This is a genomic window from Ramlibacter sp. (genome assembly GCF_036676645.1).
Lineage (GTDB): Bacteria > Pseudomonadota > Gammaproteobacteria > Burkholderiales > Burkholderiaceae_C > Ramlibacter.
The window spans coordinates 35,785-61,595 of the sequence record NZ_JAKFCM010000074.1 but is presented as its reverse complement, the minus strand read 5'-3'; the positions used below and the strand labels follow the sequence as shown (position 1 = coordinate 61,595).

General features: G+C 70.7%; 22 protein-coding genes. 14 read left to right on the top strand and 8 right to left on the bottom strand.

Features of this window, described 5'->3' with window-relative positions; all coding sequences use genetic code 11:
* Positions 1–115: 115 nt before the first annotated feature.
* The 5 genes from V6M57_RS11305 to V6M57_RS11285 form a co-directional block, all read right to left on the bottom strand.
* On the bottom strand, positions 116–1,369 hold the full coding sequence (locus V6M57_RS11305; RefSeq protein WP_332815093.1) for a CaiB/BaiF CoA transferase family protein: 1,254 nt from the start codon (positions 1,367–1,369) through the stop codon (positions 116–118).
* A 31-nt stretch (positions 1,370–1,400) separates the two neighbouring features.
* A complete protein-coding gene (leuD, locus tag V6M57_RS11300; RefSeq protein WP_332815092.1) occupies positions 1,401–2,039 on the bottom strand; it encodes a 3-isopropylmalate dehydratase small subunit in 639 nt (212 codons plus the stop codon).
* On the bottom strand, positions 2,039–3,490 hold the full coding sequence (leuC, locus tag V6M57_RS11295; protein WP_332815091.1) for a 3-isopropylmalate dehydratase large subunit: 1,452 nt from the start codon (positions 3,488–3,490) through the stop codon (positions 2,039–2,041). Before leuC ends, leuD begins: the two co-directional genes overlap by 1 nt.
* 112 nt (positions 3,491–3,602) lie before the next feature.
* Entirely contained in the window at positions 3,603–4,517 is a 915-nt protein-coding gene (locus V6M57_RS11290; protein WP_332815090.1) for a LysR family transcriptional regulator, read from the bottom strand.
* Positions 4,518–4,585: 68 nt separating this feature from the next.
* Positions 4,586–5,557 (bottom strand): LysR substrate-binding domain-containing protein, encoded by a 972-nt coding sequence (locus V6M57_RS11285; protein ID WP_332815089.1) that lies wholly within the window; start codon positions 5,555–5,557, stop codon positions 4,586–4,588.
* A gap of 57 nt (positions 5,558–5,614) precedes the next feature.
* Between V6M57_RS11285 and V6M57_RS11280 the strand changes: the two genes are divergently transcribed.
* Genes V6M57_RS11280 through V6M57_RS11260 form a run of 5 tightly spaced genes read left to right on the top strand, consistent with a single transcriptional unit; the run spans position 5,615 to position 9,575 of the window.
* Positions 5,615–6,598 carry an ABC transporter substrate-binding protein gene (locus tag V6M57_RS11280; RefSeq protein ID WP_332815088.1) on the top strand — a complete coding sequence of 328 codons (984 nt, stop codon included), beginning with the start codon at positions 5,615–5,617 and terminating at the stop codon, positions 6,596–6,598.
* Positions 6,598–7,353 carry an ABC transporter permease gene (locus V6M57_RS11275; RefSeq protein WP_332815087.1) on the top strand — a complete coding sequence of 252 codons (756 nt, stop codon included), beginning with the start codon at positions 6,598–6,600 and terminating at the stop codon, positions 7,351–7,353. Before V6M57_RS11280 ends, V6M57_RS11275 begins: the two co-directional genes overlap by 1 nt.
* Positions 7,350–8,171, top strand: a complete 822-nt coding sequence (locus V6M57_RS11270; RefSeq protein WP_332815086.1) for an ABC transporter ATP-binding protein — start codon at positions 7,350–7,352, stop codon at positions 8,169–8,171. The genes V6M57_RS11275 and V6M57_RS11270 overlap by 4 nt, the downstream gene beginning before the upstream one ends.
* Before the next feature lie 13 nt (positions 8,172–8,184).
* Positions 8,185–8,940: an ABC transporter permease gene (locus V6M57_RS11265; RefSeq protein ID WP_332815085.1), complete on the top strand. Its 756-nt coding sequence runs from the start codon at positions 8,185–8,187 to the stop codon at positions 8,938–8,940.
* Positions 8,937–9,575 (top strand): isochorismatase family protein, encoded by a 639-nt coding sequence (locus V6M57_RS11260; protein WP_332815084.1) that lies wholly within the window; start codon positions 8,937–8,939, stop codon positions 9,573–9,575. Before V6M57_RS11265 ends, V6M57_RS11260 begins: the two co-directional genes overlap by 4 nt.
* Positions 9,576–9,699: 124 nt before the next feature.
* Here V6M57_RS11260 and V6M57_RS11255 read toward each other — a convergent pair whose 3' ends face one another.
* Positions 9,700–10,191: a YqaA family protein gene (locus V6M57_RS11255; protein WP_332815083.1), complete on the bottom strand. Its 492-nt coding sequence runs from the start codon at positions 10,189–10,191 to the stop codon at positions 9,700–9,702.
* A gap of 143 nt (positions 10,192–10,334) precedes the next feature.
* Between V6M57_RS11255 and dusB the strand changes: the two genes are divergently transcribed.
* From dusB to purH, 3 genes are read left to right on the top strand one after another with little or no spacing between them, the layout of a single operon-like run.
* A complete protein-coding gene (dusB, locus tag V6M57_RS11250; protein WP_332815082.1) occupies positions 10,335–11,378 on the top strand; it encodes a tRNA dihydrouridine synthase DusB in 1,044 nt (347 codons plus the stop codon).
* Entirely contained in the window at positions 11,375–11,611 is a 237-nt protein-coding gene (locus tag V6M57_RS11245; protein WP_324918258.1) for a Fis family transcriptional regulator, read from the top strand. Before dusB ends, V6M57_RS11245 begins: the two co-directional genes overlap by 4 nt.
* Before the next feature lie 33 nt (positions 11,612–11,644).
* Positions 11,645–13,237 carry a bifunctional phosphoribosylaminoimidazolecarboxamide formyltransferase/IMP cyclohydrolase gene (gene purH, locus V6M57_RS11240; protein ID WP_332815081.1) on the top strand — a complete coding sequence of 531 codons (1,593 nt, stop codon included), beginning with the start codon at positions 11,645–11,647 and terminating at the stop codon, positions 13,235–13,237.
* Positions 13,238–13,309: 72 nt separating this feature from the next.
* Here purH and hemL read toward each other — a convergent pair whose 3' ends face one another.
* Together hemL and thiD are read right to left on the bottom strand one after the other, a co-directional pair.
* Complete coding sequence (gene hemL / locus V6M57_RS11235) at positions 13,310–14,608, bottom strand: glutamate-1-semialdehyde 2,1-aminomutase (RefSeq protein ID WP_332815080.1); 1,299 nt, start codon at positions 14,606–14,608, stop codon at positions 13,310–13,312.
* Positions 14,609–14,709: 101 nt separating this feature from the next.
* Positions 14,710–15,636, bottom strand: a complete 927-nt coding sequence (gene thiD, locus V6M57_RS11230) for a bifunctional hydroxymethylpyrimidine kinase/phosphomethylpyrimidine kinase (protein ID WP_332815079.1) — start codon at positions 15,634–15,636, stop codon at positions 14,710–14,712.
* A 113-nt stretch (positions 15,637–15,749) separates the two neighbouring features.
* Between thiD and V6M57_RS11225 the strand changes: the two genes are divergently transcribed.
* The 6 genes from V6M57_RS11225 (at position 15,750) to V6M57_RS11200 (ending at position 25,810) form a co-directional block, all read left to right on the top strand.
* Positions 15,750–15,902: a rubredoxin gene (locus tag V6M57_RS11225; protein WP_324918270.1), complete on the top strand. Its 153-nt coding sequence runs from the start codon at positions 15,750–15,752 to the stop codon at positions 15,900–15,902.
* 70 nt (positions 15,903–15,972) lie between these two features.
* Complete coding sequence (locus tag V6M57_RS11220; RefSeq protein ID WP_332815078.1) at positions 15,973–16,365, top strand: response regulator; 393 nt, start codon at positions 15,973–15,975, stop codon at positions 16,363–16,365.
* Positions 16,366–16,393: 28 nt separating this feature from the next.
* Positions 16,394–16,759, top strand: coding sequence for a response regulator transcription factor (locus tag V6M57_RS11215; protein WP_332815077.1), 366 nt, complete (start codon positions 16,394–16,396; stop codon positions 16,757–16,759).
* 19 nt (positions 16,760–16,778) lie between these two features.
* Complete coding sequence (locus tag V6M57_RS11210; protein ID WP_332815076.1) at positions 16,779–17,309, top strand: chemotaxis protein CheW; 531 nt, start codon at positions 16,779–16,781, stop codon at positions 17,307–17,309.
* Between the two features lie 25 nt (positions 17,310–17,334).
* Entirely contained in the window at positions 17,335–19,620 is a 2,286-nt protein-coding gene (locus tag V6M57_RS11205; RefSeq protein ID WP_332815075.1) for a methyl-accepting chemotaxis protein, read from the top strand.
* Between the two features lie 76 nt (positions 19,621–19,696).
* Complete coding sequence (locus V6M57_RS11200; RefSeq protein WP_332815074.1) at positions 19,697–25,810, top strand: hybrid sensor histidine kinase/response regulator; 6,114 nt, start codon at positions 19,697–19,699, stop codon at positions 25,808–25,810.
* The last annotated feature ends 1 nt before the right edge of the window (position 25,811 follow it).

The following is a 25,811-nucleotide window of genomic DNA, read 5'->3' as shown; positions in this document are numbered from 1 at the left end:
GAGCATGGCTGCGCGTGATCTGGCGCGCCTGGCAGGACCACAAACCCTACGATCCGGCACGCCACGGCGGGGCCAAACTGCTGCTTCAAACAGCGGGGGGTTGACACAGGGTGTCTCATGCCACCACCTTGCGTTCGCGCAGCGCCGCGATGTCCTGCGGCGAGCACCCCAGTTCGGCGAGCACCGCATCGGTGTCGTCGCCGAGCTTGGGCGCCGGACTGCGGACGGTGCCGGGCGTGCCGAGCAGCTTGGGGACGATGCCGGGCACTTCGAGCTCGCGGCCGTCGCGCGTGCGCTGGTTCAGGATCATGTCGCGCGCTCGGTAGTGCGGATCCTCGACGATGTCCCGGGCGGTGTAGACCCGGCCGGCCGGCACCCTCGCCTCGGCCAGCACCTGCAGCGCCTCGGTGACGCCGTGCTGCAGCGTCCAGGCCTCGATCGCGCCGTCCAGCTCCGCGACCCGGGCCACGCGCCCCGCGTTGTCGGCCAGCGATGGGTCGCCCGCCAGGTCGGCGCGGCCGATGGCCTGCATCAGGCGCTTGAAGATGCTGTCGCCGTTGCCCGCGATCAGCACCACGCCGTCGGCGCAGCGGTAGGCATTGGACGGCGCGATGCCCGGCAACGCCGAGCCGGCCGGCTCGCGCACCACGCCGAAGGCGCTGTACTCGGGTATCAGGCTTTCCATCACGTTGAATACCGCCTCGTGCAGCGCGACGTCGATCACCTGGCCCTTGCCGCCGTTGGCCCTGCGGTGGTGCAGCGCGGTCAGCACGCCGATGGTGCCGTGCAGCGCGGCCAAGGTGTCGCCGATGGAGATGCCGCAGCGCACCGGCACCCGGCCGGGCTCGCCGGTGAGGTGGCGCAGGCCCCCCATGGCCTCGCCGATCGCGCCGAAGCCCGGCAGGTCGCGGTAGGGGCCGGTCTGCCCGTAGCCCGAGATGCGCAGCATGATCAGGCCCGGGTTGTCGCGCGAGAGCGCCTCGTACGACATGCCCCAGCCTTCGAGCGTGCCGGGCCGGAAGTTCTCGATCAGCACGTCGGCCTGGGCGATCAGCCGGCGCGCGATCGCCTGGCCTTCCTCACAGCGCAGGTCCAGCGCGATGGAGCGCTTGTTGCGTGACTGCACCTGCCACCAGACGGACGTGCCGTCCTGGAGCAGGCGCCAGTTGCGCAAGGGGTCGCCGGAGCCCGGTGCCTCGATCTTGACCACGTCGGCGCCGAACTCGCCCAGAGTCTTGCCGGCGAACGGCCCCGCGATGAGTTGTCCCATCTCGACGACACGCAGGCCGGCGAGCGCGGCGGTGGCGCCGCCCAGCCGGCCTTGCTGCGGACGGTCGGCTGCGGGCTCACGATGGTGGGTCGTCGTCATGCGTCGGATCCCGCGGGTACGGGCGTTCGGGTCAGTTGAAAAGCCAGGGCTCGCTGGCGCGGCGGCGCGCCTCGAACGTCCGGATGCGCTCGGCGCGCTGCAGCGTGAGGGCGATGTCGTCGAGGCCGTGCAGGAGGCGGTGCTTGCGTGCTGGCTCGATCCCGAAGGCGATGGGCGCGCCACTCGCCGGCCTGATCGACTGCGAGGCCAGGTCGATCCGCAGGGTGTAGCCGGGCGTGGCCGCCACCTCGGCGAACAGCGTGTCCACCCGCGCGGCGGGCAGCACGATCGGCAGCAGCCCGTTCTTGAAGCAGTTGCCGTAGAAGATGTCGGCGAACGAGGGCGCGATCAGCGCGCGGATGCCGAAATCGCGCAGGGCCCACACGGCGTGCTCCCGGCTGGAGCCGCAGCCGAAGTTCTCGCGCGCCAGCAGGATGCGCGCGCCGCCGTAGCGGGCCTGGTTCAGCGGAAAGTCCGGGTTGAGCGGCCGCCGGCGGATGTTCTGCCCGGGCTGGCCCCGGTCCAGGTAGCGCCATTCGTCGAACAGGTTGTCGCCGAAACCGGTGCGCCGGATCGACTTCATGAATTGCTTGGGAATGAGCGCGTCGGTGTCGACGTTGGCCCGGTCCAGCGGCACCACCAGCGACTCGAGCGTTTCGAAGGCTTGCATCAATGCACTCCCGAGGCGGGGACGGCCGGCGGCAGCGGCGCGGCCGGATCGGCGAAGCGGCCGGCGATGGCGGCCGCGGCGGCCGTGGCGGGGCTGACCAGGTGGCTGCGGCCGCCGGGGCCTTGCCGGCCCTCGAAATTGCGGTTGGAGGTGGAGGCGCAGCGCTCGCCCGGTGCCAGGCGATCGTCGTTCATCCCCAGGCACATCGAGCAGCCCGGTTCACGCCATTCGAAGCCGGCTTCGACGAAGACGCGATCCAGCCCCTCGACCTCCGCCTGCGCCTTGACCAGCCCCGAGCCCGGCACCACCAGTGCCTGCCGCACGGTGGCGGCAACCCGGCGGCCCCGCACGACGACGGCGGCGGCGCGAAGGTCCTCGATGCGGGCGTTGGTGCAGGAGCCGATGAACACCTTGTCGATGGCGATGTCGCCCATCGGCGTGCCGGGCTGCAAGCCCATGTAGGCCAGGGCCGCCGTCATTCCGGCCCGCTTCACGGGGTCGGGTTCCTGCGCGGGATCGGGCACGCGGCCGTCGAGCGGAACCACCATCTCGGGCGACGTGCCCCACGTCACCATCGGCCGGACCTCACCCGCATCGATGCGTACCGTCGCGTCGAAGGCCGCTCCGGGGTCGCTGTGCAGGCCGCTCCAGTCGGCGACCGCTGCCTCCCATTGCGCGCCGCGCGGGGCGTAGGGCCGGTCCTTCAGGTAGGCCAGCGTGACCTCGTCCACGCCGACCAGGCCGACCCGGGCACCGGCCTCGATGGCCATGTTGCACAGGGTCATGCGGCCTTCCATCGACAGCGCCCGGATGGTGCTGCCGCCGAACTCGATCGCATGCCCGGTGGCGCCGGCCGTGCCCAGCAGGCCGATGATGTGCAGCACCAGGTCCTTCGCGCTCACGCCCGCGCCCAGGGGGCCTTCCACCTGCACCAGCATGCGCTGCATCGGCCGCAGCACCAGGCACTGGGTGGCCAGCACGTGCTCCACGTCCGAGGTGCCGACGCCGAAGGCCAGTGCCGCGAAGGCGCCATGGGTGCTGGTGTGCGAATCGCCGGCCACCACGGTCATGCCGGGCAGCGTGGCGCCCTGTTCCGGGCCGACCACGTGGATGATCCCCTGCCGGCGGTCGCCCAGGCCGAACTGCGTGATGCCGAACTCGCGGCAGTTCTCGTCGAGCTGGCGCACCTGCGCGCGCGACAGCGGGTCGGCGATGCTGTCCAGGCCCTGGCGGTGCTCGGGCGTGGTCGGCACGTTGTGATCGGCGGTCGCGAGCACGGTCTCGGGGCGCCATGGCTTGCGGCCGCTCAGGCGCAGACCTTCGAAGGCCTGCGGGCTGGTCACCTCGTACACCAGGTGCCGGTCGACGTAGAGCAGGGCTTCGCCGTCCTCGGTCTGGTCCACCAGGTGTCGCTGCCAGAGTTTGTCGAACAAAGTCAGGGGTGCGGGCACGGGAGCTGGGGATCGGCAGTCGGGAAGCGGCCCAGTCTAGGAACCCTGGCGCGCCGGCGGAATGGCCGATCGGGCAACGCTGCTTTCGCTGTTCGCGAAAACGGCAGGCGGGTCAGTCGGGTACGCCGGCCCGGCGGCTGCGCGTGAAGTGGTCCAGCAGGCTGCGCGTGGGGCGCGGCAACGCCGCTGCATTGCGCATCCCGAGGAGCAGCTCCCGGCGCACCCACTCGTCGGTGAGTTCGAGCTTGCGCAGGCCGAGCGCCGCTACCAGCGCATCCGCGGCGGTGTCCGGCAGCACCGCGATGCCCAGCCCGGCCGCCACCATCTGGCACATGGCGTCGAAGCTGCGGACCCGGATGCGGATGCGCAGTGGCTTGTCCAGCGCGCCGCTCTCCTTCGCGAGCAGCTGGGCGAGCGAGGTGTCGACCGTGAGGCTGACGAAGTCGTGCTCCATTGCCTCGGTGAACGCGACGCGTTGCCGGCCTGCCAGCGGGTGCCCGGCGGGCACGACCAGCGCCAGGCGATCGCTGCGGTAAGGCAGCGTCTGCAGGCCCAGCGCGGGCGTGCGTTCGGCGAAGATGCCCAGGTCGGCCCGCCCCTCGGCGACCGCCAGCACCACTTCGTGGCTGTCGGCCTCGTTGAGTTCGATCCGGATGCCCGGCTGGACGGCCGCGAAGGCGGACAGGTCGCCCGGCAGGAACTGAGTGACGGCGGAGGTGTTGGCCCACAGCCGGACCACGCCCAGCAGGCCCTTGGCATGGTCCGAGAGGTCGGCGGCGAGCTGGTCGACGGCGCCCAGGATGCGCTGTGCGTGGCGCTGCAGCGCCTCCCCGGCGGCCGTGAGGGATACGCCGCGCGAATGCCGCTCCAGCAGCGGTACCCCCACCGCGGCCTCCAGGTCCGACATGCGCTTGCTGGCGGCACCCACCGCGAGGCTTGACAGCTCGGCCCCCTTGCTGATGCTGCCGGTGCGCGCCACCCGCGTGAACAGCGACAGGGAAACCAGGTCCAGGCGATGCAGGTTCATGAGAGTCCGGGCCATTGTGCCCGCAACGTCGCACTCGCACCGGCGTGGCGCGCCGTCAGCGGCCGCTTCTAGCTTGCGGCCAGCGCGCGCGAACAGGACCACTCGCGCAGCGCCTCCGAGAACTGGATGACCACCCGCCGCTGCTCGTCGCGCCTTCTCATCAGGTAGACGTCGCCGGTGACCGGCGGCAGGTTCGGCGGCATCTCTAGGCTGCAGGAAGCGACGGCGTCGGCGCGCAGCCCGGCCAGTGATCCGGGCACGACCGAGATGCCCAGACCCGCGGCCACCAGGTTCAGCACTGCCGACACCTCCACCACCTGCTGTACGACCCGCGGCTGGAAACCCGCGGTGACGCAGGCGTTGTAGACCTTGGTCTGGAAGTTCGACGAGCCGAAGCGGAAGGACACGAAGTCCTCGTCCTTCAGCTCCGCCAGCCGCACGCTCGGCCGGCCCGCCAGTGCGTGGTCCAGGGGCATGGCCACCACGGCCGGGTCTTGCCACAGCAGCTGCCCGACCAGGTCCTCCTGCGTGGGCAGCCCGCGCTCGAAGGTCAGGTCCAGGCGGCCTTCGCGCAGCCCGGCGAGCTGCTGCGCCGGCGGCATTTCGTGCAGGACCACGTCGACGCCGGGCCGCATCTCGCGGTAGTGCTTGATGAACCGCGGGAACGGGCCGAGGAAGTGCGAACCGCTCAGCCCGATGTTGACCCGGCCCTCGATGCCATCGGCGACGCGCAACACCTGAACGCGCGCTTCCTCCACGCGCTGCAGGACGGCCTGGGCGTGCAGCAGGAAGGCCTTGCCGGCCTCGGTCAGTTCCACGCTGCGGCTGGTCCGCTCGAACAGCCGCACCCCGAGCTCCTGTTCCAGGTTGGCGATCTGCTGGCTCAGCGGCGGTTGCGACACGTTCAACCGGGCCGCGGCCCGGGTGAAACTGAGCTCCTCGGCCACGGCGCAGAAGTAGCGGAACTGGCGTAACTCCATGGGTGCGCTGGCGATCCATCGGGCGATCGTCTGGATCGATCGTGATTCAGTATTTGTCATTATCGATGGACGCGGAGAACATCCGCCGCGCCGACAACTCTTCTTTGAAAGCCCGCGATGAACCAGCCCCGGTCCTCCATCCAGTTCCAATCCACGCGCCGCTCCCTGATCGCCGGGGCCGGCTGCCTCGCGCTGCTGCCCACCGGCACCGCCTGGGCCGCGGAGACCGTGCGGCTGGCGATGGTCCAGTCCTGGTGGCCCACCACGGTCGGGGTCGCCGCGCAACGGCTCAAGCTGTTCGAGAAGGAAGGCATCAACGCCGAGGTCACCGTCTACAAGGGCGGTGCGCCGTCGTTCGAGGCAATGGCCGCCGGTGCCGCCGACTTCAACGTCAACGGCGCGTACCTGGTCGCCCTGGGCCGCGGCAAGGGCGTGAACTCGCGCATCGTGGCCACCGCCGGGACCAAGTACGCCGGCTGGCACCTGGTGGTCAAGGGCAATTCGCCGATCAAGTCGCCGGCCGAACTGGCCGGCAAGAAGGTGGGCATTTCCGCCAACGGCTCGATTTCCGACTTCCTCTCGCTGTGGACGATGGCCAACCGCAACGTGAAGTTCACGCGCGTGCCGCTGGGCGCGGGCGGCATGGTCCCCAGCCTGGCTTCGGGCAACGTCGACGCGATGGTGATCTGGAGCCCGGTGAGCTACAAGATCATGCAGGACGGCACGGCGCGCAGCATCCTGAACTTCGCCGATGCGGTGCAGGAGGACCTGAACGCCGGCTGGATCGCGACCGACGAGATCATTGCCAAGCGGCCGCAGGCCGTGCAGGGCACGCTGAACGCGCTGTACGGTGCGATCCAGTACCTCAAGCAGAACCGCGCCTACGCGATCGACCTGATTGCCGAGGTCAATGACATTCCGAAGGACGTGGCCGCCAAGGAATACGAATCGTCGATCCTGTCCGCTTCGAGCGACGGCGCCATCGACCCGAAGACGGCGGAACGCTCGGTCGAACTGGGCAAGGCGGGCGGCCTGGCCAACTTGGCCCCCGCCCAGGACACCTTCATCCAGAAATTCAAGCCCGTGCCCACCCGCCCGTGATGCGCACGCTGGCCCGTTTCGCGCAGCACCCGCTGTTCGTCGTCGCGCTCTTCTTCGGTGCGTGGGAGGCGGTGGCGCGTACCGGCTTGGTGGCCGCCGCGCTCCTGCCGCCGCTGACGGCGGTCATCGGCGTCCTGGTCGAGCTGCTGCAGCGGCCCACCGTGTGGATGGCCATCGCGGTCACCGCGGGCGAGGTGCTCGCCGCCTTCGCGATCGCGCTGCCGCTGGGCGTGGCGATCGGGCTGGCGTTGAGCGAGAGCCGGTTCTGGGGCGCCGTGTTCAGGCCGGTCTTCCAGTTCCTGTTCAGCATCCCTAAGTCGGTCTTCCTGCCGATGTTCATCCTGGCCATCGGGATCGGCATTCCGCAGAAGATCGCCTATGGCGTGTTCTCCATGATCTTCATCGTGGTCATCAGCATGAGCGCCGCGGTGGAGAGCGTGCGCGGCAGCCACCTGCTGGTGGCGCGCTGCTACGGCGCCACGCGCGCGCAGGTGTTCCGGCACGTCTACCTGCCCAGCATGCTGCCGGCGTTGCTGGAGACCGTCCGGCTGGGAATGATCTTCAACTTCACCGGCGTCATCCTGGCGGAGATGTACGTCTCGCAGGTGGGCATCGGCAAGCTTATCGGTACCTGGGGCGAGAACTACCAGTTGCCCCAGCTGCTGGCCGGCATCCTGCTGGTGTCGGCGGCTGCCGTGCTGTTCAACGAGTCGATCCGTGTCATCGAAACGAAGTACGGACACTGGAGACAATGAACATGAGGAATCTGGAATCGGGTGGGGGCGCAGCTCCGCTAGGCGCGAAGGCGGCCGCCACCGCCATCGACGTGCAGGAGGTCAGCCTCACCTACACGTCCGGCAGCGGCCAGCAGGTGGTCGCCCTGGACCGGGTGTCGTGCTCGATCGAGGCCGGCAAGTTCGTGGTCCTGATCGGCCCGAGCGGCTGCGGCAAGTCGTCGCTGCTGATGATGATGGCGGGCCTGCGCCAGCCGACCCAGGGCGTCATCCGCTGCATGGGCACGCCGATCGCCGGGCCCGACCCGGATCGCGTCGGCGTCGTGTTCCAGGAGGCCAACCTCTACCCCTGGCTCACCGCGCAGAAGAACGTGGAGTTTCCGCTGATGCTGCGCAAGACGCCGCAGGCCGAGCGCAGCCAACTCGCGCGGGAGGCGCTGGAGCTGGTGGGGCTGGCCAAGTTCGCCAACAGCTACCCGCACGAGCTGTCGGGCGGCATGAAGCAGCGCGTCTCGATCGCCCGCGGGCTGGTGCACCACCCGAGCGTGCTGCTGATGGACGAGCCGTTCGCCGCCCTCGACGAGCAGACCCGCCTGACGATGGGCGACGAGCTGCTGCGCATCTGGCAGCGCACCGGGCAGACCCTGGTGTTCGTCACGCACAGCCTCACCGAGGCGGTCTACCTGGCCGACGAGATCATCGTCATGTCGGCGCGGCCCGGGCGGATCGCCGAGCGCCTGCAGATCCCGCTGGCGCGGCCGCGCACCATGGAGATGATGTCGACCGAGCAGTTCGGGCAACTGCGCGGCCGGATCTGGAAACTGATCCAGAACGCATGAGGGCGTGATGCGCATGTCACCGACCACTGCCCGCTGGATCCTGCTGGGCGCCCTGCTGGTGGCCTGGGAGGCGGCGCCCCGGCTCGGCCTGATCCACACGCTGTTCCTGCCGCCGCTGACCGATGCGCTGCAGGCCGCCTGGCGCAGCTGGCCGATGTACCTGGAGAACACGGTGGTGACCCTGTGGCAGATCCTGGCGGCCCTGGCGATCGCGTGCGGCGGCGGCATCGCCCTGGGCGCGCTGATCGGCAGCGTGCCCGGCCTGCGGCGCTCGATGACGCCGCTGCTGTCCAGCGCCTACGCCATCCCGCTGGTGGTGCTGTACCCGCTGATGGCGGCCTGGTTCGGCATCGGCGCGAGCTCGCAGATCGCCTTCGCCGGGCTGTACGGAATCATCCCCGCGGCACTGGCGACGGCCGCCGGCATCCAGAGCATCGACCCGCAGCTGTCGCTGACGGCCCGCAGCATGGGCGCCACGCTGGGCCAGCGCATCGTGCACGTGGTGCTGCCCGCCGCCATTCCTTCCGTGCTCAACGGCATCCGCATCGGTGGGGCGCTGGCGATCGTCGGCGTGGTGCTGGCGCAGATGCTGGTGTCCACCGAAGGCCTGGGCTTCGTGATCACGACCTACCGCACCATGCTGGACGGGGCGCACGTGTTCGCCGCCATCCTGTTCGTCCTGGCCATCGCGCTCGCCTTCGACTGGTGCGTCGGCCTCCTGGAGCGGCGGACCGCCGCCTGGAACCCAAGCTCGGCATCCAAATCATGACGACCATCAAGAATCAAGACATCCTCACCTACCGGCGCCAGGGCTTCGGCGCGCCCCTCCAGATGCTCGCGCCCGTGGGGCTGCTGATCATCGACTTCGTCAACGGGTTCGCCGACCCCGACGCGTTCGGCGGCGGCAACATCCGCAGCGCGATCGACCGGACCGTGGGCCTGCTGCAGTTCGCGCGCGAGCACAAGTGGCCGGTGGCGCACACGCGCATCGTCTATGCCGACGATGCCGCCGACCGGAACGTGTTCGCACTGAAGGTGCCCAGCCTGCTGGGCCTGACCGAGGATGCCCCGGGCAGCGCCATCGTCCCGGAATTGGCGCCCGCCCCTGGAGAACTGGTCGTGCGCAAGACCGCGCCGTCCGGCTTCTTCGGCACCACGCTGGCGGCCTGGCTGACGCAGCAAGGCGTCAAGACGCTGATGGTGGCCGGCTCCACTACCAGCGGGTGCGTCCGCGCTAGCGTGGTCGATGCCATGTGCCACGGCTTCCGGCCGGTGGTGGTGTCGGATTGCGTCGGCGACCGCGCCCTTGCGCCCCATGAGGCCAACCTGTTCGACATGCAGCAGAAGTACGCGGCGGTGATGGACAGGGACGAAGCCTTGCGCGCGGCCGCTCCACTGGGCTGAAGCGGTACCCGGGCCGCGCCGCTCCCGGTTCGCCGGGCTTGCGGTGCGGATCGCCCTGAATGTCGACCGGCCGTCCGGTGTGCTTCCCGGGGCTGCGGGTGTCGCGACAACGTCTGAGCAGGGGTCAGCCTCCTGCGGCGGGCAGGGCGCCCGGGAAGGCCTCCAGCAGTGCGGTGGTCATGACCACGTAGCGCCCGAACTTGCCCACCAGCATCCAGCCGGCGCAGGGCCAGAACGGAAGCCGCAGCCAGCCGGCCACCGCGCACAGCGGGTCGCCGACCACCGGCAGGAAGGACAGGATGCAGGCCTTGGGCCCGAGCTTGCGCAGCCACTCCAGCGCCTTCACGTGCGACGCCGAGTGCCCCCACTTGTCGGCCACGTGGTGCGCGCCATAGCCCATCCACCAGTCGACCATGCCGCCCAGCGTGTTGCCGGCGGTGGCCACCAGCACCGCCGGCCAGAACAGTTCCGGATTGAGCTTGAGCAGGCCGAACAGGGCCGGCTCGGAGCCGAGCGGCAGCAAGGTGGCCGAAACGAACGCGACAAGGAAGAGCGTCGAGAGCCCGAAGCGGGGCAGCGCGAGCAGCGCCAGCAGGGACTCGAGCCACGGGTGCATTCGCGCGCATGTTACGGCACGCGATGCGCGCCGACGCGGGCGATCCGGATCGCTGCGCCGGCCGTGGCCCCTCGGGGCCGGGGCGGGCCGGGCATACAATCGTGCCTCATTTTTCAGCAGCGAACCCGCCCTCGTTCCCTTCCATGCACATCGGCCCGCACCAACTGGCGAACAAGCTGTTCGTCGCACCCATGGCCGGTGTGACGGACCGCCCGTTCCGCCAGCTGTGCCGGCGCCTGGGCGCGGGCCATGCCGTCAGCGAGATGGTGACCTCGCGGCGCGAGCTGTGGAACAGCCTGAAGACCTCGCGCCGCGCCAACCACGAGGGCGAGCCCGGCCCGGTCGCGGTGCAGGTCGCCGGCACCGATGCCGCCATGATGGCCGAGGCCGCGGCCTACAACATCGACCGCGGCGCGCAGATCATCGACATCAACATGGGCTGCCCGGCCAAGAAGGTCTGCAACAAGTGGGCCGGCTCGGCGCTGATGCAGGACGAGCCGCTGGCGCTGGCGATAGCACAGGCGGTGGTGCGGGCCTGCGAGCCGCACGGCGTGCCCGTCACGCTGAAGATGCGCACCGGCTGGAGCGCCGCCCATCGCAACGCGGTGCGGCTGGCGCGCGCGTTCGAAGGCGCCGGCATCCGCATGCTGGCGGTGCACGGGCGCACGCGCGAGCAGGGCTACAAGGGCGAGGCGGAATACGAGACGGTGGCAGCCGTCAAGCAGGCGGTGCGCATCCCGGTGGTGGCCAACGGCGACATCGATTCGCCGGCCAAGGCGCGCGAGGTGCTGGCGATCACGGGCGCCGACGCGCTGATGATCGGCCGCGCGGCCCAGGGCCGGCCGTGGATCTTCCGCGAGGTTGCGCATTTCCTGGCCACGGGCGAGCTGCTGGCTCCGCCGCTGGTGGCGGAAGTCAAGCGGCTGCTGCTCGAGCACCTGCAGGACCACTACGGCCTGTATGGCGAGTACACCGGCGTGCGCAGCGCGCGCAAGCACATCGGCTGGTACGTGCGCGGCCTGCCCGGCGGCGAAGCTTTCCGCGAGTGCATGAACGGCATCGAGGACTGCGCGGCGCAGCTGCAGGCGGTCGCCGCGTACTTCGACGAGCTCGGCGGGCAGGGCGACCGGCTGCCGGCTGCGGGACAACAGAACGACCGGGAACGGACGGCGCGACAGGAAGCATGAGCAAGAAACAGATCGAGGAGTGCGTGCGCAACAGCCTGGAAGGCTATTTCCGCGACCTGCGCGGCACCGAGCCGGACGGCATCTACGAGATGCTGGTCAAGGTCGTCGAAAAGCCGCTGCTGGAAGTGGTGATGGCCAAGGCCGAGCAGAACCAGTCGCGCGCCGCCGAGTGGCTGGGGCTGAACCGCAACACCCTGCGCAAGAAGCTGGTCGAGCACAAGCTTCTCAAGTGATTTCCATCTTCGCGGGCTGACGCCCTGACCACCATGAACGCACTCCTTTCCGTCTCGGACAAGACCGGGATCGTCGAACTCGCCCGCGGCTTGCACGCGCTGGGCATCCGGCTCGTTTCCACCGGCGGCACCGCCCGGCTGCTGGCCGGCGAGGGGCTGCCCGTCACCGAAGTGGCCGAACTGACCGGGTTTCCGGAGATGCTGGACGGCCGCGTCAAGACGCTGCACCCGATGGTGCACGGCGCCCTGCTGGCGCGCCGCGACCGGCCGGCGCACATGGCGGCGCTCGAGGCGCACGGCATCGGCACCATCGACCTGCTGGTGGTGAACCTCTATCCCTTCGAGCAGACGGTCGCGCGGCCGGGCTGCACGCTGGAGGACGCGATCGAGAACATCGACATCGGCGGCCCGGCCATGGTGCGCAGCGCGGCCAAGAACTGGAAGGACGTGGGCGTGCTGACCGACGCCGCGCAGTACGGGCCGGTGCTGGCCGAACTGCGCTCGGCCGGCAAGCTGTCGGACGAGACGCGCTTTGCGCTTTCCGTCGCCGCGTTCAACCGGGTCAGCGACTACGACGGCGCGATCAGCGACTGGCTGTCGCGTGTCCAGTTTTCCGGGTCCAGCCCGGGGCAGGCCCCTGTCCTCGCCCTGTTCGGCGGCCAGGCCAACGGCCGCTTCGTCAAGGTGCAGGACCTGCGCTACGGCGAGAACCCGCACCAGCAGGCCGCGTTCTACCGCGACCTGCACCCGGCCCCGGGCTCGCTGGTGACGGCCCGGCAGTTGCAGGGCAAGGAGCTCTCCTACAACAACATCGCCGATGCCGACGCGGCCTGGGAATGCGTCAAGAGCTTCGACGGGCCGGCCTGCGTGATCGTCAAGCACGCCAACCCGTGCGGGGTGGCGCTGGGCCGCGACCCGCAGCAGGCCTACGCCAAGGCCTTCCAGACCGACCCGACCTCGGCGTTCGGCGGCATCATCGCCTTCAACCGGCCGCTGGACGGCGCCGCGGCCCAGGCGGTCTCGAAGCAGTTCGTCGAGGTGCTGATGGCGCCGGGCTTCTCGCCCGAGGCGCTGGCCGTGTTCAAGGCCAAGGCCAACGTGCGCCTGCTGCAGATCGAGCTGCCGCCGGGCGGCGACACCGACTGGGCCAACGGCCGCAACCTCATGGACATCAAGCGCGTCGGCTCGGGCCTGCTGATGCAGACGGCCGACAACCGCGAGCTGGGCGTGGCGGAGCTGAAGGTGGTGACCGCGAAGCAGCCGTCGCCGCAGCAGCTGCAGGACCTGCTGTTCGCCTGGAAGGTGGCCCGGTTCGTCAAGTCCAACGCCATCGTGTTCTGCAAGGACGGCATGACCATGGGCGTGGGCGCCGGCCAGATGAGCCGGCTCGATTCGGCCCGCATCGCCAGCATCAAGGCCGAGCACGCGAAGCTGTCGCTGAAGGACACCGTGGTGGCGAGCGACGCCTTCTTCCCGTTCCGCGACGGCCTGGACGTGGTGGTGGACGCGGGCGCCGGCTGCGTGATCCAGCCGGGCGGCAGCATGCGCGACGAGGAAGTGATCGCGGCGGCCAACGAGCGCGGCGTCGCGATGGTGTTCACGGGGGTCCGGCACTTCCGGCACTGAGGGCGGCAGGCCGCGCCGCGCCGGGTCGCGCCCATGGATTGCGGGTCAAGCCCGCAAAGACATACTCCGGGGTCAGGCCCGCAGGGAAGCGAACACCTCGCGCGCCGCCGCAACCGTCTCGGCGATCTCCGGCTCGCCATGCGCCGCGCTGACGAAGCCGGCCTCGTACAGCGCCGGGGCGATGTATACGCCCCGGTCCAGCAGGCCGTGGAACAGCTGGTTGAAGCGGGCGCCGTCGGTTTTCATCACCTCGCCGTAGTTGCGTGGCAGCTGCGGCAGCAGGAAGAAGCCGAACATGCCGCCTTCGCTGTCGGCGCAGAAGGGCACGCCGGCCTGTTGCGCGGCAGCGGCCAGCTGCTCCATCAGGCCGCGCGTCTTCGCACCGAGCGACTCGTAGAAACCGGGCTTGCCGACTTGCTGCAGCGTCGCCAGCCCGCAGGCGGTGGCCACCGGATTGCCCGACAGCGTGCCGGCCTGGTAGACCGGCCCCAGCGGCGCGAGCTGTTCCATGATTGCGCGCGGGCCGCCGAAGGCCGCCAGCGGCATGCCGCCGCCGATCACCTTGCCCAGCACCGTCAGGTCGGGGCGGAAGCCGGGAATCCGCTGCGCGTAGTGCGCCTGGGCGCCGCCCAGGCCGACCCGGAAGCCCGTCATCACCTCGTCGAACACCAGCAGCGCGCCATGCTGCGTGCACAGCTCGCGGCAGCGCCGCATGAAGTCGACGCCGGCGCGCACGAAGTTCATGTTGCCGGCGATCGGCTCGATCATCAGGCAGGCGATGTCGGGCCCGTGCAGCGCGAATGCTTCCTCCAGTTGTGCGAGGTTGTTGTATTCGAGCACCAGCGTGTGCTGCACCACCTCGGCCGGCACGCCGGCGCTGGTGGGGTTGCCGAAGGTGGCCAGCCCGGAGCCGGCCTTGACCAGCAGGGAATCGGCGTGTCCGTGGTAGCAACCCTCGAACTTGACCAGCTTGCTGCGCCCGGTGGCGCCGCGCGCCAGCCGGATCGCGCTCATGGCAGCTTCGGTGCCGGAGCTGACCAGCCGCACCATCTCCAGTCCCGGCATCACGGCCGCGATGGCCTCGGCCAGCTCGATCTCGCGCTCGGTCGGCGCGCCGAACGAGAAGCCGTCCCGCACGGCGCGCTGCACGGCCTCGACCACCGCCGGGTGGCCATGCCCCAGGATCATCGGGCCCCAGGAGCCGATGTAGTCGATGTAGCGGCGGCCGTCGGCGTCCCAGAAGAAGGGCCCCTGTGCGCGCGAGACGAAGCGCGGGGTGCCGCCGACCGCGCGGAAGGCGCGCACCGGCGAGTTGACGCCGCCGGGAATGATGCGGCGGGCGCGTTCAAAGAGTTCTTCGTTGCGGTCCATGTGTCCGGTTTCAAGCGACCACCGCAGGGCCGGCTTTGCCGGACCGCAGGTGGCGCCCCCTCGGGCGAGGAGCGGCCGTGGGCCGCTTCGGGGGCGGGTTTTCAGTGTTTGGTGTCATGGGCCGGCATGTCCAGGACCTGCAGGGCCTGGGCTTCCTCCGTGGTGAGCTCGCCGGGATCGCCTTCGGGCTGGGCCCAGAACAGCCGGTCGGGCACCACGTTGCCCATGCCGGGCCGGAACCCGGCATCGAGGCACCGGTCCAGGTAGGCGAGCGCCTCGGTGGTGGCCGCTGCCAGGTCGGTGCCGCTGGCCACCAGCGCGGCCAGCGCGGCCGACAGGGTGTCGCCGGCGCCGGAGAACACGGCCTCGAAGCGCTCGAACTTCTCGCTGCCCAGCACCGACTGCGGCGTGGCCAGCACGTTGTCCAGGTACTGGTCGGGCAGCGGGATGCCGGTGACCAGGGTGTAGGGCACCCCCATGTCCGAGGCGGCCTTGGCGATCTCGCGCGCGCCGGGGCTGCGGTCGCCGCTCCAGTCGGGCAGCAGCCAGCGCCACAGGGTGCTGTGGCTGCCCACCAGCACCGTGACCTGCGGCAGCATCAGCTCGCGGAAGGCGTCCAGGTACAGGTCGGCCTGCGACTCGTCCCACCAGGCCAGGTTCGGCATGTAGGCGATCACCGGCACGTCGGCATAGTCGGCGGCAATGGCGGCCACGGTGCCGACCGCCTCGGGGCTGCCTAGGAAGCCGACCTTGAACACCTGCGCCGGCGTGTCCTCCAGGATGGCGCGCGCCTGCTCGCCGATGGCGTCCTCGTCGAAGGCGAAGTGGTCGTGGATTTCGGCCGTGTCGCGCGCATAGGCCCCCGTGACGACCGGCAGCGCGTGGGCCCCGACCGAGGCGATGGCGGTGACGTCCGCCGCCAGCCCGCCGGCCCCGCTGGGGTCGCTGGCGTTGAACGCCATCACGCATGCGGGACCTGCGTCGTCGTCGTCCTGCGTGCCGGCGCTGGTGGGGTCGGGGTTTGTCATGAGCCTGAATCTTCCAGGCATCGGCACCGTGACGTTTCTGCGCAGGTGCCCTCGATACAATCGTTGCATTCTATTCGAAGGCCCCTTAAGCTGTGACTGAAGCGAGAACCTGGATGTGTCTGATCTGCGGCTGGATCTATGACGAGGCCGCCGGCGCACCGGATCACGGAATTCCCCCCGGCACCCCCTGGGAGCAGATCCCCATGAACTGGACCTGCCCCGAGTGCGGCGCCCGCAAGGAAGACTTCGAGATGGTGCAGGTCTAGGGGGGCGACCCGGATACATACCCGATGGCGGTGCAGCCCCGCGGAAGTTACGAATGAGGAGCGGCGTCAATTGAGCACGACTGGGTTCAAGGTGCTGGTGATCGACGACAGCAACACCATCCGGCGCAGCGCCGAGATCTTCCTGAAGCAGGGTGGCCACGAGGTCCTGCTGGCCGAGGACGGATTCGACGCCCTGTCCAAGGTCAACGACTACCAGCCGCACCTGATCTTCTGCGACATCCTGATGCCGCGCCTGGACGGCTACCAGACCTGCGCCATCATCAAGCGCAACGCGAAATTCGCCTCGGTGCCGGTGGTCATGCTGTCCTCCAAGGACGGCGTGTTCGACAAGGCGCGCGGGCGCATGGTCGGCTCGCAGGACTACCTGACCAAGCCCTTCACCAAAGACCAGTTGCTGCAGACCGTGCAGCAGTTCGGCGCCGCATCGCAGCCGGCGCAGTAAGAAGACCCAGAGGAAAGAGGAGTACGCGATGTCGATCCGGAAAGTGCTCGTGGTGGACGATTCCAAGACCGAGCTGATGTTCATGACCGACCTGTTGCAGAAGAACGGCCTTTCGGTCAAGACGGCCGAGAACGCCGAGGATGCCTTCCGCCGGCTGGCCGAGGAGAAGCCCGACCTGATCCTGATGGACGTGGTGATGCCCGGCCAGAACGGCTTCCAGCTCACCCGCGCGATCACGCGCGACCCGCTCTATGCCGACGTGCCCATCATCATGTGCACCAGCAAGAACCAGGAGACCGACCGGGTCTGGGGCATGCGCCAGGGCGCGCGCGACTACATCACCAAGCCGGTCGACGCCAGCGAGCTGATGGCCAAGATCAAGGCGCTGGGCTGAGCCCCGCCCGACGCCGCCCATGGCCAACCGCGAAGCGCTGCGCGAACTCCAGACCCGCCTGGCCGCCCGCCTGCAGGCGGCGCGCGCCGAGGGCCTGCAGGCTTCGTGGCTGGCGGTCGAGGCGGCCGGCGCCCGCTACCTGTTCCCGCTGGCGCAGTCCGGCGAGATCTTCCCGTTCGCCCAGCCGCAGCCGGTGCCCTACACGCAGCCCTGGTTCCTGGGCGTGGCCAACCTGCGCGGCGGCCTGTACGGCGTGGTCGACCTGGCCGGCTTTGCCAGCGGCCGCCCGCCCGCGGCGCGCACCGAGGCCGGCCGCGCCGAGTCGCGCCTGGTGGCCCTGAACGCCGCGCTGGAAGTCAACTGCGCGCTGCTGGTCGACCGGCTGGCGGGCCTGCGCAACCTGGAGGCCTTCGCCTCCTCCAGCGACCCTCCCGAAGGCTCGCCGCCCTGGTTCGGCAGCGGCTACACCGATGCGGGCGGCGCCCGATGGCAGGAAATCAACCTGCAGGCCCTGTCCCAGCAACCCCAGTTCCTCAGCATCAGCGCTTGAAGCACTTCCGGAAGGCTTTGCAACCATGTCCGTCGTCGACCCCCTGAAGAACCTCTTCGCCAGGAAGAAGAAATCCCCCGCCCAGGAGGACGGCGCCGGCGGCGGTGCCGCGGTCGAGCAGGCCTCCGCCGACCCGCTGGGCGGCAGCACGATCGAGGCCGGCGAGGTGCTGTCCGAAATCGATCCCGACAGCGTCGATTCCCCCGACTCGCTCGATGCGGCCGAACTGGCCGCCGAGGGCGAGCGGGTCAGCGTCCCGCTGCTGGGGCGGCGCACCATCGCCACCCACCAGCGCATCCTGTTCACGCTGCTGGCCTTCGCGCTGCTGGTGCTGGGCTCGGTGGCGGTGTTCGCGGTCAACCAGGGCGACAAGGTCGCCCAGCAGGTGAAGAACACCGGCGACTCGCTGACGCAGTCGCAGCGCCTGGCCAAGTCGGTCGCACAGGCGCTGGTGGGCAGCGAGCAGGCCTTCGTCGAGGTGCGCGACAGCGCCAACGTGCTGGCCCGCTCGGTGCGCGGCCTCAGGTCCGGCGACGCCGGCCTGCGCCTGGACCCGGTCGCCATCGAGTTCCAGGAGGACATGGACAAGATCCTGCCGCTGATGGAGCGCGCCGAGAAGAACGCCGGGGTCGTGCTGGGCCAGCAGAAGATCCTGACCCAGGTGGGCGCCGCGCTGCGCACCATCAACCGCCAGTCGTCCGACCTGCTGGAGATCGCCGAGACGGTGTCCTCGCTCAAGCTGCAGCAGAACGCGTCGGCGGCCGAGATCTCGGCCGCCGGCCAGCTGGTGATGCTGACCCAGCGCATCGGCAAGTCGGCCAACGAGTTCATGACCGCCAGCGAGGGCCTGTCGCCCGAGGCGGTGTTCCTGCTGGGCAAGGACCTCAACTCGTTCAAGGAGATCGCGCAGGGCCTGCTGGAAGGCAGCCCCGAGCTGCGGCTGGGCGGCACCCGGGACGCGCAGACCCGCGAGCGGCTGGAGTCGCTGCTCAAGGTCTATGAGGAAACGCGCAGCCAGGCCAGCGCCATCCTGGGCAACCTGCAGGGCCTGGTGTCCGCGCGCGAGGCACAGGCCGCGATCATCGCGGACTCGGAGCCGCTGCGCCGCTCGATGGAAGAGCTGCAGGGCAAGCTGTCGCTGCAGACCGGCCTGGGCGTCGGCGCCATCGCCGCGCTGGCGCTGGCCGCCGCCTTCGCCATCCTGTGCTCGATCGGGCTGGCCTACGTGCAGCTGCAGGACAGCCGCAAGCGCCAGGAAGTGGCCGAGGGGCAGCGCCAGGAGGCCGAGCGCCAGGAGCAGGAGGCCAAGCGCGTCAACGACGCCAACCAGGCGGCCATTCTTCGCCTGATGAACGAGCTGCAGACGGTGGCCGAAGGCGACCTGACGCAGGAAGCCACGGTGACCGAGGACATCACGGGCGCCATCGCCGACTCGGTGAACTACACGGTGGAGGAACTGCGCCAGCTGGTGGGCAACGTGCAGAACACGGCCACCAAGGTGGCGCAGACCACGGCACAGGTGGAAAACACCTCCACCGAGCTGCTGGCGGCGTCGACCGAGCAGCTGCGCGAGATCCGCGAGACCGGCCAGTCGGTGCTCGACATGGCCGGGCGAATCAACCAGGTGTCGGGCCAGGCGCAGGAGTCGGCGCAGGTGGCGCGCCAGTCGCTGCAGGCGGCCGAGTCGGGCCTGCAGGCCGTGCAGAACGCCATCGGCGGCATGAACTCGATCCGCGACCAGATCCAGGAGACCTCCAAGCGGATCAAGCGGCTGGGCGAATCCTCGCAGGAGATCGGCGAGATCACCGAACTGATCTCCGACATCACCGAACAGACCAACGTGCTGGCCCTGAACGCCGCCATCCAGGCCGCGTCGGCCGGCGAGGCGGGCCGCGGCTTCTCGGTGGTGGCCGAGGAAGTGCAGCGGCTGGCCGAGCGCTCCGCCGACGCCACGCGCCAGATCTCGGCGCTGGTGAAGGCGATCCAGACCGACACCCAGGACGCGGTGGCCGCCATGGAGCGCTCCACCCAGGGCGTGGTGGAAGGGGCCAAGCTGTCCGACAACGCCGGCACCGCGCTGACCAAGATCGACCAGGTGTCGCGCCGCCTCGCCGAGCTGATCGAGCAGATTTCCGCCTCGGCGTCCAAGGAGGCCGAGTCCGCCAACGTGGTGGCCGGCAACATCCAGCACATCTTCGCGGTGACCGAGCAGACCGGCGAGGGCACGCGTTCGACGGCGCAGCAGGTGCGCGAGCTCTCGCGCATGGCCGAGGAACTGCGGCAGTCGGTGGCGCGATTCAAGATCGCATGACGGACGGCGCGATGGCGAGCGACCGGTTCGTCATCCGTCCTTGAGCGCAGCGAAGGCATTCGTCATGGAAACGAGCATGCAAGCAGCAACCGACATCGACCTGTCGACCCATGACCTCGGGCCGCTGGCCTGGGTGCTCGACGAGCTGCGCAAGTCGCTCGAGTCCGCGTCCGCGGCCCTGCGGCGCTTCGTGCGCGACGCGGCGCTGGCGCGCGGCCAGGACATGGCCTCGGTCGACGACGGCCAGCTGCGCATCGCCCGCCAGCAACTGCACCAGGCGGTCGGCGCGCTCGAGATGGTGGGCCTGGCCGCCCCGGCGCTGATCCTGCGCGCCATGGAAGCCGCGGTGCAGAAGTTCGTCGAGCGGCCCGAGCTGTGCAGCGAGGCCGCCGCCGCCAAGGTCGAGCGCGCCGGCTTCGCGCTCACCGAATACCTCGAGGCCGTGCTGCTCGGCAAGCCGCTTTCGCCGGTGGCCCTGTTCCCGCAGTACAGGGAGGTGCAGGAGCTGGCCGGCGGCGATCGCGTGCACCCGGCCGACCTGTGGGTGATCGACTGGCGCTGGCAGGAGCCGCAATCCCCGGCGCCGCCCGCCCGGCTGGTCTACGACCCGGCGGTGCGCGCGCGCATGGACCAGGCCGTGCTGCGCATCGTCAAGGCGGCCGACGCCACGGCCGCGCGCGAGTTGGCCGACATCGGCCTGGGCCTGGCCGCCGGGCAGGACGAGCGGCAGCCGCGCATCTTCTGGAAGCTGTGCGCCGGCTACTTCGAGGCGATGGCGCTCGGCCTGCTGCCGGCCGATGTCTACGTCAAGCGGGGCGGCTCGCGCGTGCTGCTGCAGTACGCCACGCTGGCCAAGGGGGACCCGGGCGTGTCCGACCGGCTGGCGCAGGACCTGCTGTTCTACTGCGCGCAGGCGGTGCCGCCCGCCGAGGCGCAGGCGCCCGCGCTGGCCGCGGTGCGCAGCGCCTGGGGCCTGGCCCGCTACACGCCGGTCGACTACCACACGGCGAAGTTCGGCCGCTTCGATCCCCTGCTGCTGGGCCAGGTGCGCAAGCGCATCGGCGCCGCCAAGGAAAGCTGGTCGGCCGTTTCCGGCGGCGACCTCGGCAAGCTCAAGTCCGTCGCCGATCCGTTCGGCCAGCTCGGCGAGGTGCTCACCCGGCTGCACCCGCCCAGCGCGCCGCTGGCGCAGGCCCTGGTCACCTGCGTCGAGGCGGTGGCACGCTCGGGCCGCGCGCCGCAACCCGAACTGGCGATGGAAGTGGCCACCGCCGTGCTGTACCTGGAAGCGGCCTTCCAGGACCTGGATCCGACCGACTCCCAGCTCGAGCGGCGCACGGCGCGCCTGGCCGAGCGCTTGCAGCAGGTCCGGCAGGGAGGGCAGGCTCCGGCCCTGGAGACCTGGATGGAGGAGCTGTACCGCCGCGTCAGCGACCGCCAGACGATGGGCAGCGTGGTGGGCGAGTTGCGCGGCACCCTGGCCGAGCTGGAAAAGCTGCTCGATGCCTTCTTCCGCAACCCGCAGGACAAGGCGCCGCTCGCCAACGCCCCCAGCCACCTGCTGCAGATGCGCGGCGTGCTGTCCGTACTGGGCCTGGACCAGGCCGGCCACGCGGTGGCCCGCATGCGCGAGGCGGTGGAGGAGATCATCCTCGCCGAAGTCGACGAGGCGATGGCGCACAAGGCCGGCACCTTCGACCGGCTGGGCAACAACCTGGGCGCGCTCGGCTTCCTGATCGACATGCTCAACTACCAGCCGGCGCTGGCCAAGAAGCTGTTCGTCTACGACGAAGCCAACGGCGAGTTGCGGCCCCTGATGGGGCGCACGGCCGCGGCCGCGCCGGATCCGGCATCGGTCCACGCTTCCGCCGCCGAACCGCGGGCGGCCGCGCCCGCCGCCCCGGCATCCGGGGTTGCCTCCGGGTCACCGGCACCGGCACCCGCGCCGGCGACCGGCCCCGCCGTTGCCCAGGCGGCGGCCGCGCGGCCAACGGCTCCGGCCGCACCGGCCGAGGACGAGGACGACGGCGAACTGCGCGAGATCTTCCTGGAGGAAGCGCGCGAGGTGGTCGGCAATGGGCTGGCGGCCATCGAGGTGCTGGCGGCCAACCCGGGCGACCTCGGCGAGCTCACCACCCTGCGGCGGGCCTTCCACACGCTCAAGGGCAGCTCGCGCATGGTGGGCCTGAACGAATTCGGCGAAGCCGGCTGGGCGATGGAGCAGGTGCTCAACACCTGGCTGGCCGACCAGAAACCGGCCTCGGACGACCTGCGCACGCTCTCGGCCGAGGCCTTGCGCGGCTTCGGCCGCTGGATCGACGACATTGCCGCGCGCAGCGATGCCACCTGGAAGTCGGCCCTGTTCCGCGGCCCGGCCGATGCGCTGCGCACCGAAGGGCGCCTGCTGGCCCTGACCCTCCCCGGTGCCCCCGCGGCGGCCGGAAGCATCGAAACGGCCTTGCCGCCGGCACCGGCTGCGGAGCCGGCGCCCGCCGCCTTCGAATTCGATGCACCGGACCTTGCCGCCGCTGCCGAGGCGATGCTCCCCGAGCTGCCCGGGGTGCCCGAGCTGGCGGAGTTGCGCTTCGAGCTGCCGGCCATCGAGCTGCCGGCCATCGAGCTGCCGCCGAGTGCGCCTCCCGCGACCGGAACGCCGCCACGCACGCCTGCTTCCGGATGGGAGTCCGGGCTCGACACCGCGGCGCCCGAGGTGCCGCCGGAGATCGCCGACGATCCACGGTTTGCCACCACGCAGACGCTCCATGTGCGGGTCACGCCGCCGCCACAGGAGCCGGTCGAGCCCGAGTTGCCGGCCGACTTCGAACTGGACCTCGGCGAGGCCGCCCCGCCGGCCGAGCCCGCCCGTCCCCCGGGGGCCCCGGCCGAGATCGAAGCGATCGACTTCGCCAGCCTGGCCGACCTGTCCGGCCCCGCGCCGGCACCGGTGGCATCGACCGACGCGATCGATGCGCTGCCGGTCTTCGACTGGCCGGTGGCCCCGGAGGTCGAAGCTGCGCCTGGACCGGCACCGGCCGATGGCGCGCCGACGCCGGCCGAACCCCAGCCGGGCGAGGCTGCGTTCGCCGAAGCCGCTGCGGCCGAGCCGGCGCCCGAAACGGCCGCTGCGGAGTGGCCCGCCGGGCTCGACGCCGCCGACGTGGAAGTGATCGAAGTCACCGCGTCCGACCCGCCGCCCGAAGCCCCACCGGAGGGCGAACTCGCGGCGGACTCGGCCGCCATGCCGCTGGACGACCAGACCAAGGTGATAGGGACGCTGCGCATCGGCATCCCGCTCTACAACGTCTACCTGAACGAGGCCGACGAGTGGTCGCGCCGGCTCGAACACGACCTGGGCGAATGGGCGCTGCAGGTCGGCGAGCCGGTTCCCGACGCGGTGGTCGGCCTGGCGCATGCGCTGGGCGGCAGTTCCGCCACGGTCGGCTTCGAGGCCCTGTCCGAAGTCGCGCGCGCGCTGGAAAACGCGCTGCAGCGTGCGCAGATGCTGGCCTGGGGCACCCAGCAGCATGGCCGCACCTTCGTGCGGGCGACCGCCGAGATCCGCCGGCTGCTGCACCAGTTCGCGGCCGGGTTCCTGAAGGAGGCCGATCCCGCCGTCATCGAGGCGCTTGCCGCGCTGGAACAACTGGACGTCCCGCGCCGCACCGACCTGCCCGACAGCGGCCGGCTGGGGCTGGACGACGACCTCGGGTTCGACGAGTCCATGGCGCCGGTCGCCGCGGCGCCCGCCGCCCAGGCGCCGGTGGCGCGGCCGGAACCGCTGCCAGCCACCGCGCCCGCCGTCACGCCGCAGCGCTTCGAGGGCGAGGGCGAGGAAGACTTCGACGTCGCCGACGCCATCGACCCCGACCTGTTCCCGATCTTCGAGGACGAAGCGCTCGAATTGCTGCCGCGCATGGGCGCCGCCCTGCGCCAGTGGGCGCAGCACGGCCAGCGCGCCGGCCGCGACGAGGTGCTGCGCGCCTTGCACACGCTCAAGGGCAGCGCCCGCCTGGCCGGCGCGCTGCGGCTGGGCGAACTGGCCCACCGGATGGAGTCCAGCGTCGAAGCCGTCGCCGCCGAGGCCGCGCCGGCCGAGCTGGAACCGCTGCTGCACCGCTTCGACAGCCTGCAGGCGCGCTTCGACGCGCTGCGTGCCGGCGCCGGGGAGCCTGCCGGTGCAACGCCAGCGGAAGCGCCGGACGGCGCGGCGCCACCCGTCCAGCAGCAAGGCGAGGCTGCCACGGCCGCCGCGCCCAGTCCCAGCCGCGCCGTGCTGGCGGCCCCGGTCACCACCCAGCTGGCGCCGCAGCGTGCCGCCGCCGGCCAGGCCGTGCGCGTGCGCTCGCAACTGCTGGACCGCCTGATGAACCAGGCCGGCGAGGTGATCATCACCCGTTCGCGCCTGGAAAACGAGCTGCGCAACCTGCGCGGCTCGTTGCACGACCTCACCGGCAACCTCGACCGGCTGCGCACGCAGTTGCGCGACATCGAACTGCAGGCCGAGACGCAGATGCAGTCGCGGCTGGCGCAGGCCAAGGACTCGGCCGGCTTCGACCCGCTGGAATTCGACCGCTTCACGCGGGTGCAGGAGCTCACCCGCATGATGGCCGAGTCGGTCAACGACGTGGCCACCGTGCAGCGCAACCTGCAGCGCACGGTGGAGGCCACCGAAGACGACCTGATCGCGCAGGCCCGCCAGACCCGCGAGCTGCAACGCGACCTGCTGCGCACGCGCATGATGGAGTTCGACGGCATCTCCGACCGCCTGTACCGCGTGGTGCGCCTGGCGTCCAAGGAAACCGGCAAGCAGGTCAAGCTGGACATCACCGGCGGCTCCATCGAGATGGACCGCGGCGTGCTCGATCGCATGACGCCGGCCTTCGAGCACCTGCTGCGCAACTGCGTGGCCCACGGCATCGAGGCCACCGAAGCGCGCCAGGCGGCCGGCAAGGATGCCGCCGGCACGATCGTGATCGACGTGCGCCAGGAAGGCAACGACGTGTCGGTGGAGTTCCGCGACGATGGCGCCGGCCTGGACCTGGCACGCATCCGCGACAAGGCGCTGCAGCAAGGCCTGGTCTCGCCCGCGCAGCAGCTGAGCGATGCCGAGGCCGCCAACCTGATCTTCATGCCCGGTTTCTCCACCGCCGCCCAGGTGACCGAGCTGGCCGGCCGCGGCATCGGCATGGACGTGGTGCGCTCCGAAGTGAATGCGCTCGGCGGCCGCATCGAAACCAGCACCGCCCGCGGCCAGGGCACCCGCTTCAAGCTGGTGCTGCCCCTGACCACGGCGGTGACGCAGGTGGTCATGGTGCGCAGCGGCAGCCTGTCGGTCGGCGTGCCGGCCAACCTGGTGGAAATCGTGCGCCGCGCCAGTGCCAAGGAGATCCAGCAGGCCTACAACAGCGGCAGCTACGAGCTGGCCGGCGAGCCGGTCCCGTTCTTCTGGTCGGGTGCGCTGCTGCAGTCCTCGGCGCGCAGCAACGAGCCCCAGGCGCGGACGCTGCCGGTGGTGGTCTTCCGCAGCGCGGCTCAGCGGGTGGCCGTGCACGTGGACGAAGTGCTGGGCAACCAGGAAGTCGTGGTGAAGAACCTGGGGCCGCAGCTGGCCCGCCTGCCCGGCCTGGCCGGCATGACGGTGCTGGCCTCCGGCGCCGTGGTCCTGATCTACAACCCGGTGGCGCTCTCGGCGGTCTACGGCGAGCAGGCCCGCCGCCTGAGCGCCGACCGGGCCCAGCCCGAAGTCCTGGAGCAGGCCGGCGGCGCCGCGGCGGTGGCCGAGCTGGTGCCGGCCGCGCCGCAGGTCCCGCTGGTGCTGGTGGTGGACGACTCGATCACGGTGCGCCGGGTGACGCAGCGGCTGCTGCAGCGCGAGGGCTACCGGGTGGCGCTGGCCGCCGACGGCCTGCAGGCGCTCGAGCGGCTGGCCGAGGAGCGGCCGGCGGTGGTGCTGTCCGACATCGAGATGCCGCGCATGGACGGCTTCGACCTGGCGCGCAACATCCGCTCCGATGCGCGCTGGGCCAGCCTGCCGATCGTGATGATCACCTCGCGCATCGCCGAAAAGCACCGCGAGCACGCCCGCGAGCTGGGCGTCAACCACTACCTGGGCAAGCCGTACTCGGAAGAGGAACTGCTCAGCCTGGTCAGGCACTACTGCACGGCAGCGACGGCGGCGGCACCGGCCTGAG

Coding starts and splice junctions, on each gene's coding strand:
- V6M57_RS11305 (WP_332815093.1), bottom strand. CDS start 1,369: ATGACGACGACCCACCATCGTGAGCCCGCAGCCGACCGTCCGCAGCAA.
- leuD (WP_332815092.1), bottom strand. CDS start 2,039: ATGCAAGCCTTCGAAACGCTCGAGTCGCTGGTGGTGCCGCTGGACCGG.
- V6M57_RS11290 (WP_332815090.1), bottom strand. CDS start 4,517: ATGAACCTGCATCGCCTGGACCTGGTTTCCCTGTCGCTGTTCACGCGG.
- V6M57_RS11285 (WP_332815089.1), bottom strand. CDS start 5,557: ATGACAAATACTGAATCACGATCGATCCAGACGATCGCCCGATGGATC.
- V6M57_RS11280 (WP_332815088.1), top strand. CDS start 5,615: ATGAACCAGCCCCGGTCCTCCATCCAGTTCCAATCCACGCGCCGCTCC.
- V6M57_RS11275 (WP_332815087.1), top strand. CDS start 6,598: ATGCGCACGCTGGCCCGTTTCGCGCAGCACCCGCTGTTCGTCGTCGCG.
- V6M57_RS11270 (WP_332815086.1), top strand. CDS start 7,350: ATGAACATGAGGAATCTGGAATCGGGTGGGGGCGCAGCTCCGCTAGGC.
- V6M57_RS11265 (WP_332815085.1), top strand. CDS start 8,185: ATGTCACCGACCACTGCCCGCTGGATCCTGCTGGGCGCCCTGCTGGTG.
- V6M57_RS11260 (WP_332815084.1), top strand. CDS start 8,937: ATGACGACCATCAAGAATCAAGACATCCTCACCTACCGGCGCCAGGGC.
- V6M57_RS11255 (WP_332815083.1), bottom strand. CDS start 10,191: ATGCACCCGTGGCTCGAGTCCCTGCTGGCGCTGCTCGCGCTGCCCCGC.
- dusB (WP_332815082.1), top strand. CDS start 10,335: ATGCACATCGGCCCGCACCAACTGGCGAACAAGCTGTTCGTCGCACCC.
- V6M57_RS11245 (WP_324918258.1), top strand. CDS start 11,375: ATGAGCAAGAAACAGATCGAGGAGTGCGTGCGCAACAGCCTGGAAGGC.
- purH (WP_332815081.1), top strand. CDS start 11,645: ATGAACGCACTCCTTTCCGTCTCGGACAAGACCGGGATCGTCGAACTC.
- hemL (WP_332815080.1), bottom strand. CDS start 14,608: ATGGACCGCAACGAAGAACTCTTTGAACGCGCCCGCCGCATCATTCCC.
- thiD (WP_332815079.1), bottom strand. CDS start 15,636: ATGACAAACCCCGACCCCACCAGCGCCGGCACGCAGGACGACGACGAC.
- V6M57_RS11225 (WP_324918270.1), top strand. CDS start 15,750: ATGTGTCTGATCTGCGGCTGGATCTATGACGAGGCCGCCGGCGCACCG.
- V6M57_RS11215 (WP_332815077.1), top strand. CDS start 16,394: ATGTCGATCCGGAAAGTGCTCGTGGTGGACGATTCCAAGACCGAGCTG.
- V6M57_RS11210 (WP_332815076.1), top strand. CDS start 16,779: ATGGCCAACCGCGAAGCGCTGCGCGAACTCCAGACCCGCCTGGCCGCC.
- V6M57_RS11205 (WP_332815075.1), top strand. CDS start 17,335: ATGTCCGTCGTCGACCCCCTGAAGAACCTCTTCGCCAGGAAGAAGAAA.
- V6M57_RS11200 (WP_332815074.1), top strand. CDS start 19,697: ATGCAAGCAGCAACCGACATCGACCTGTCGACCCATGACCTCGGGCCG.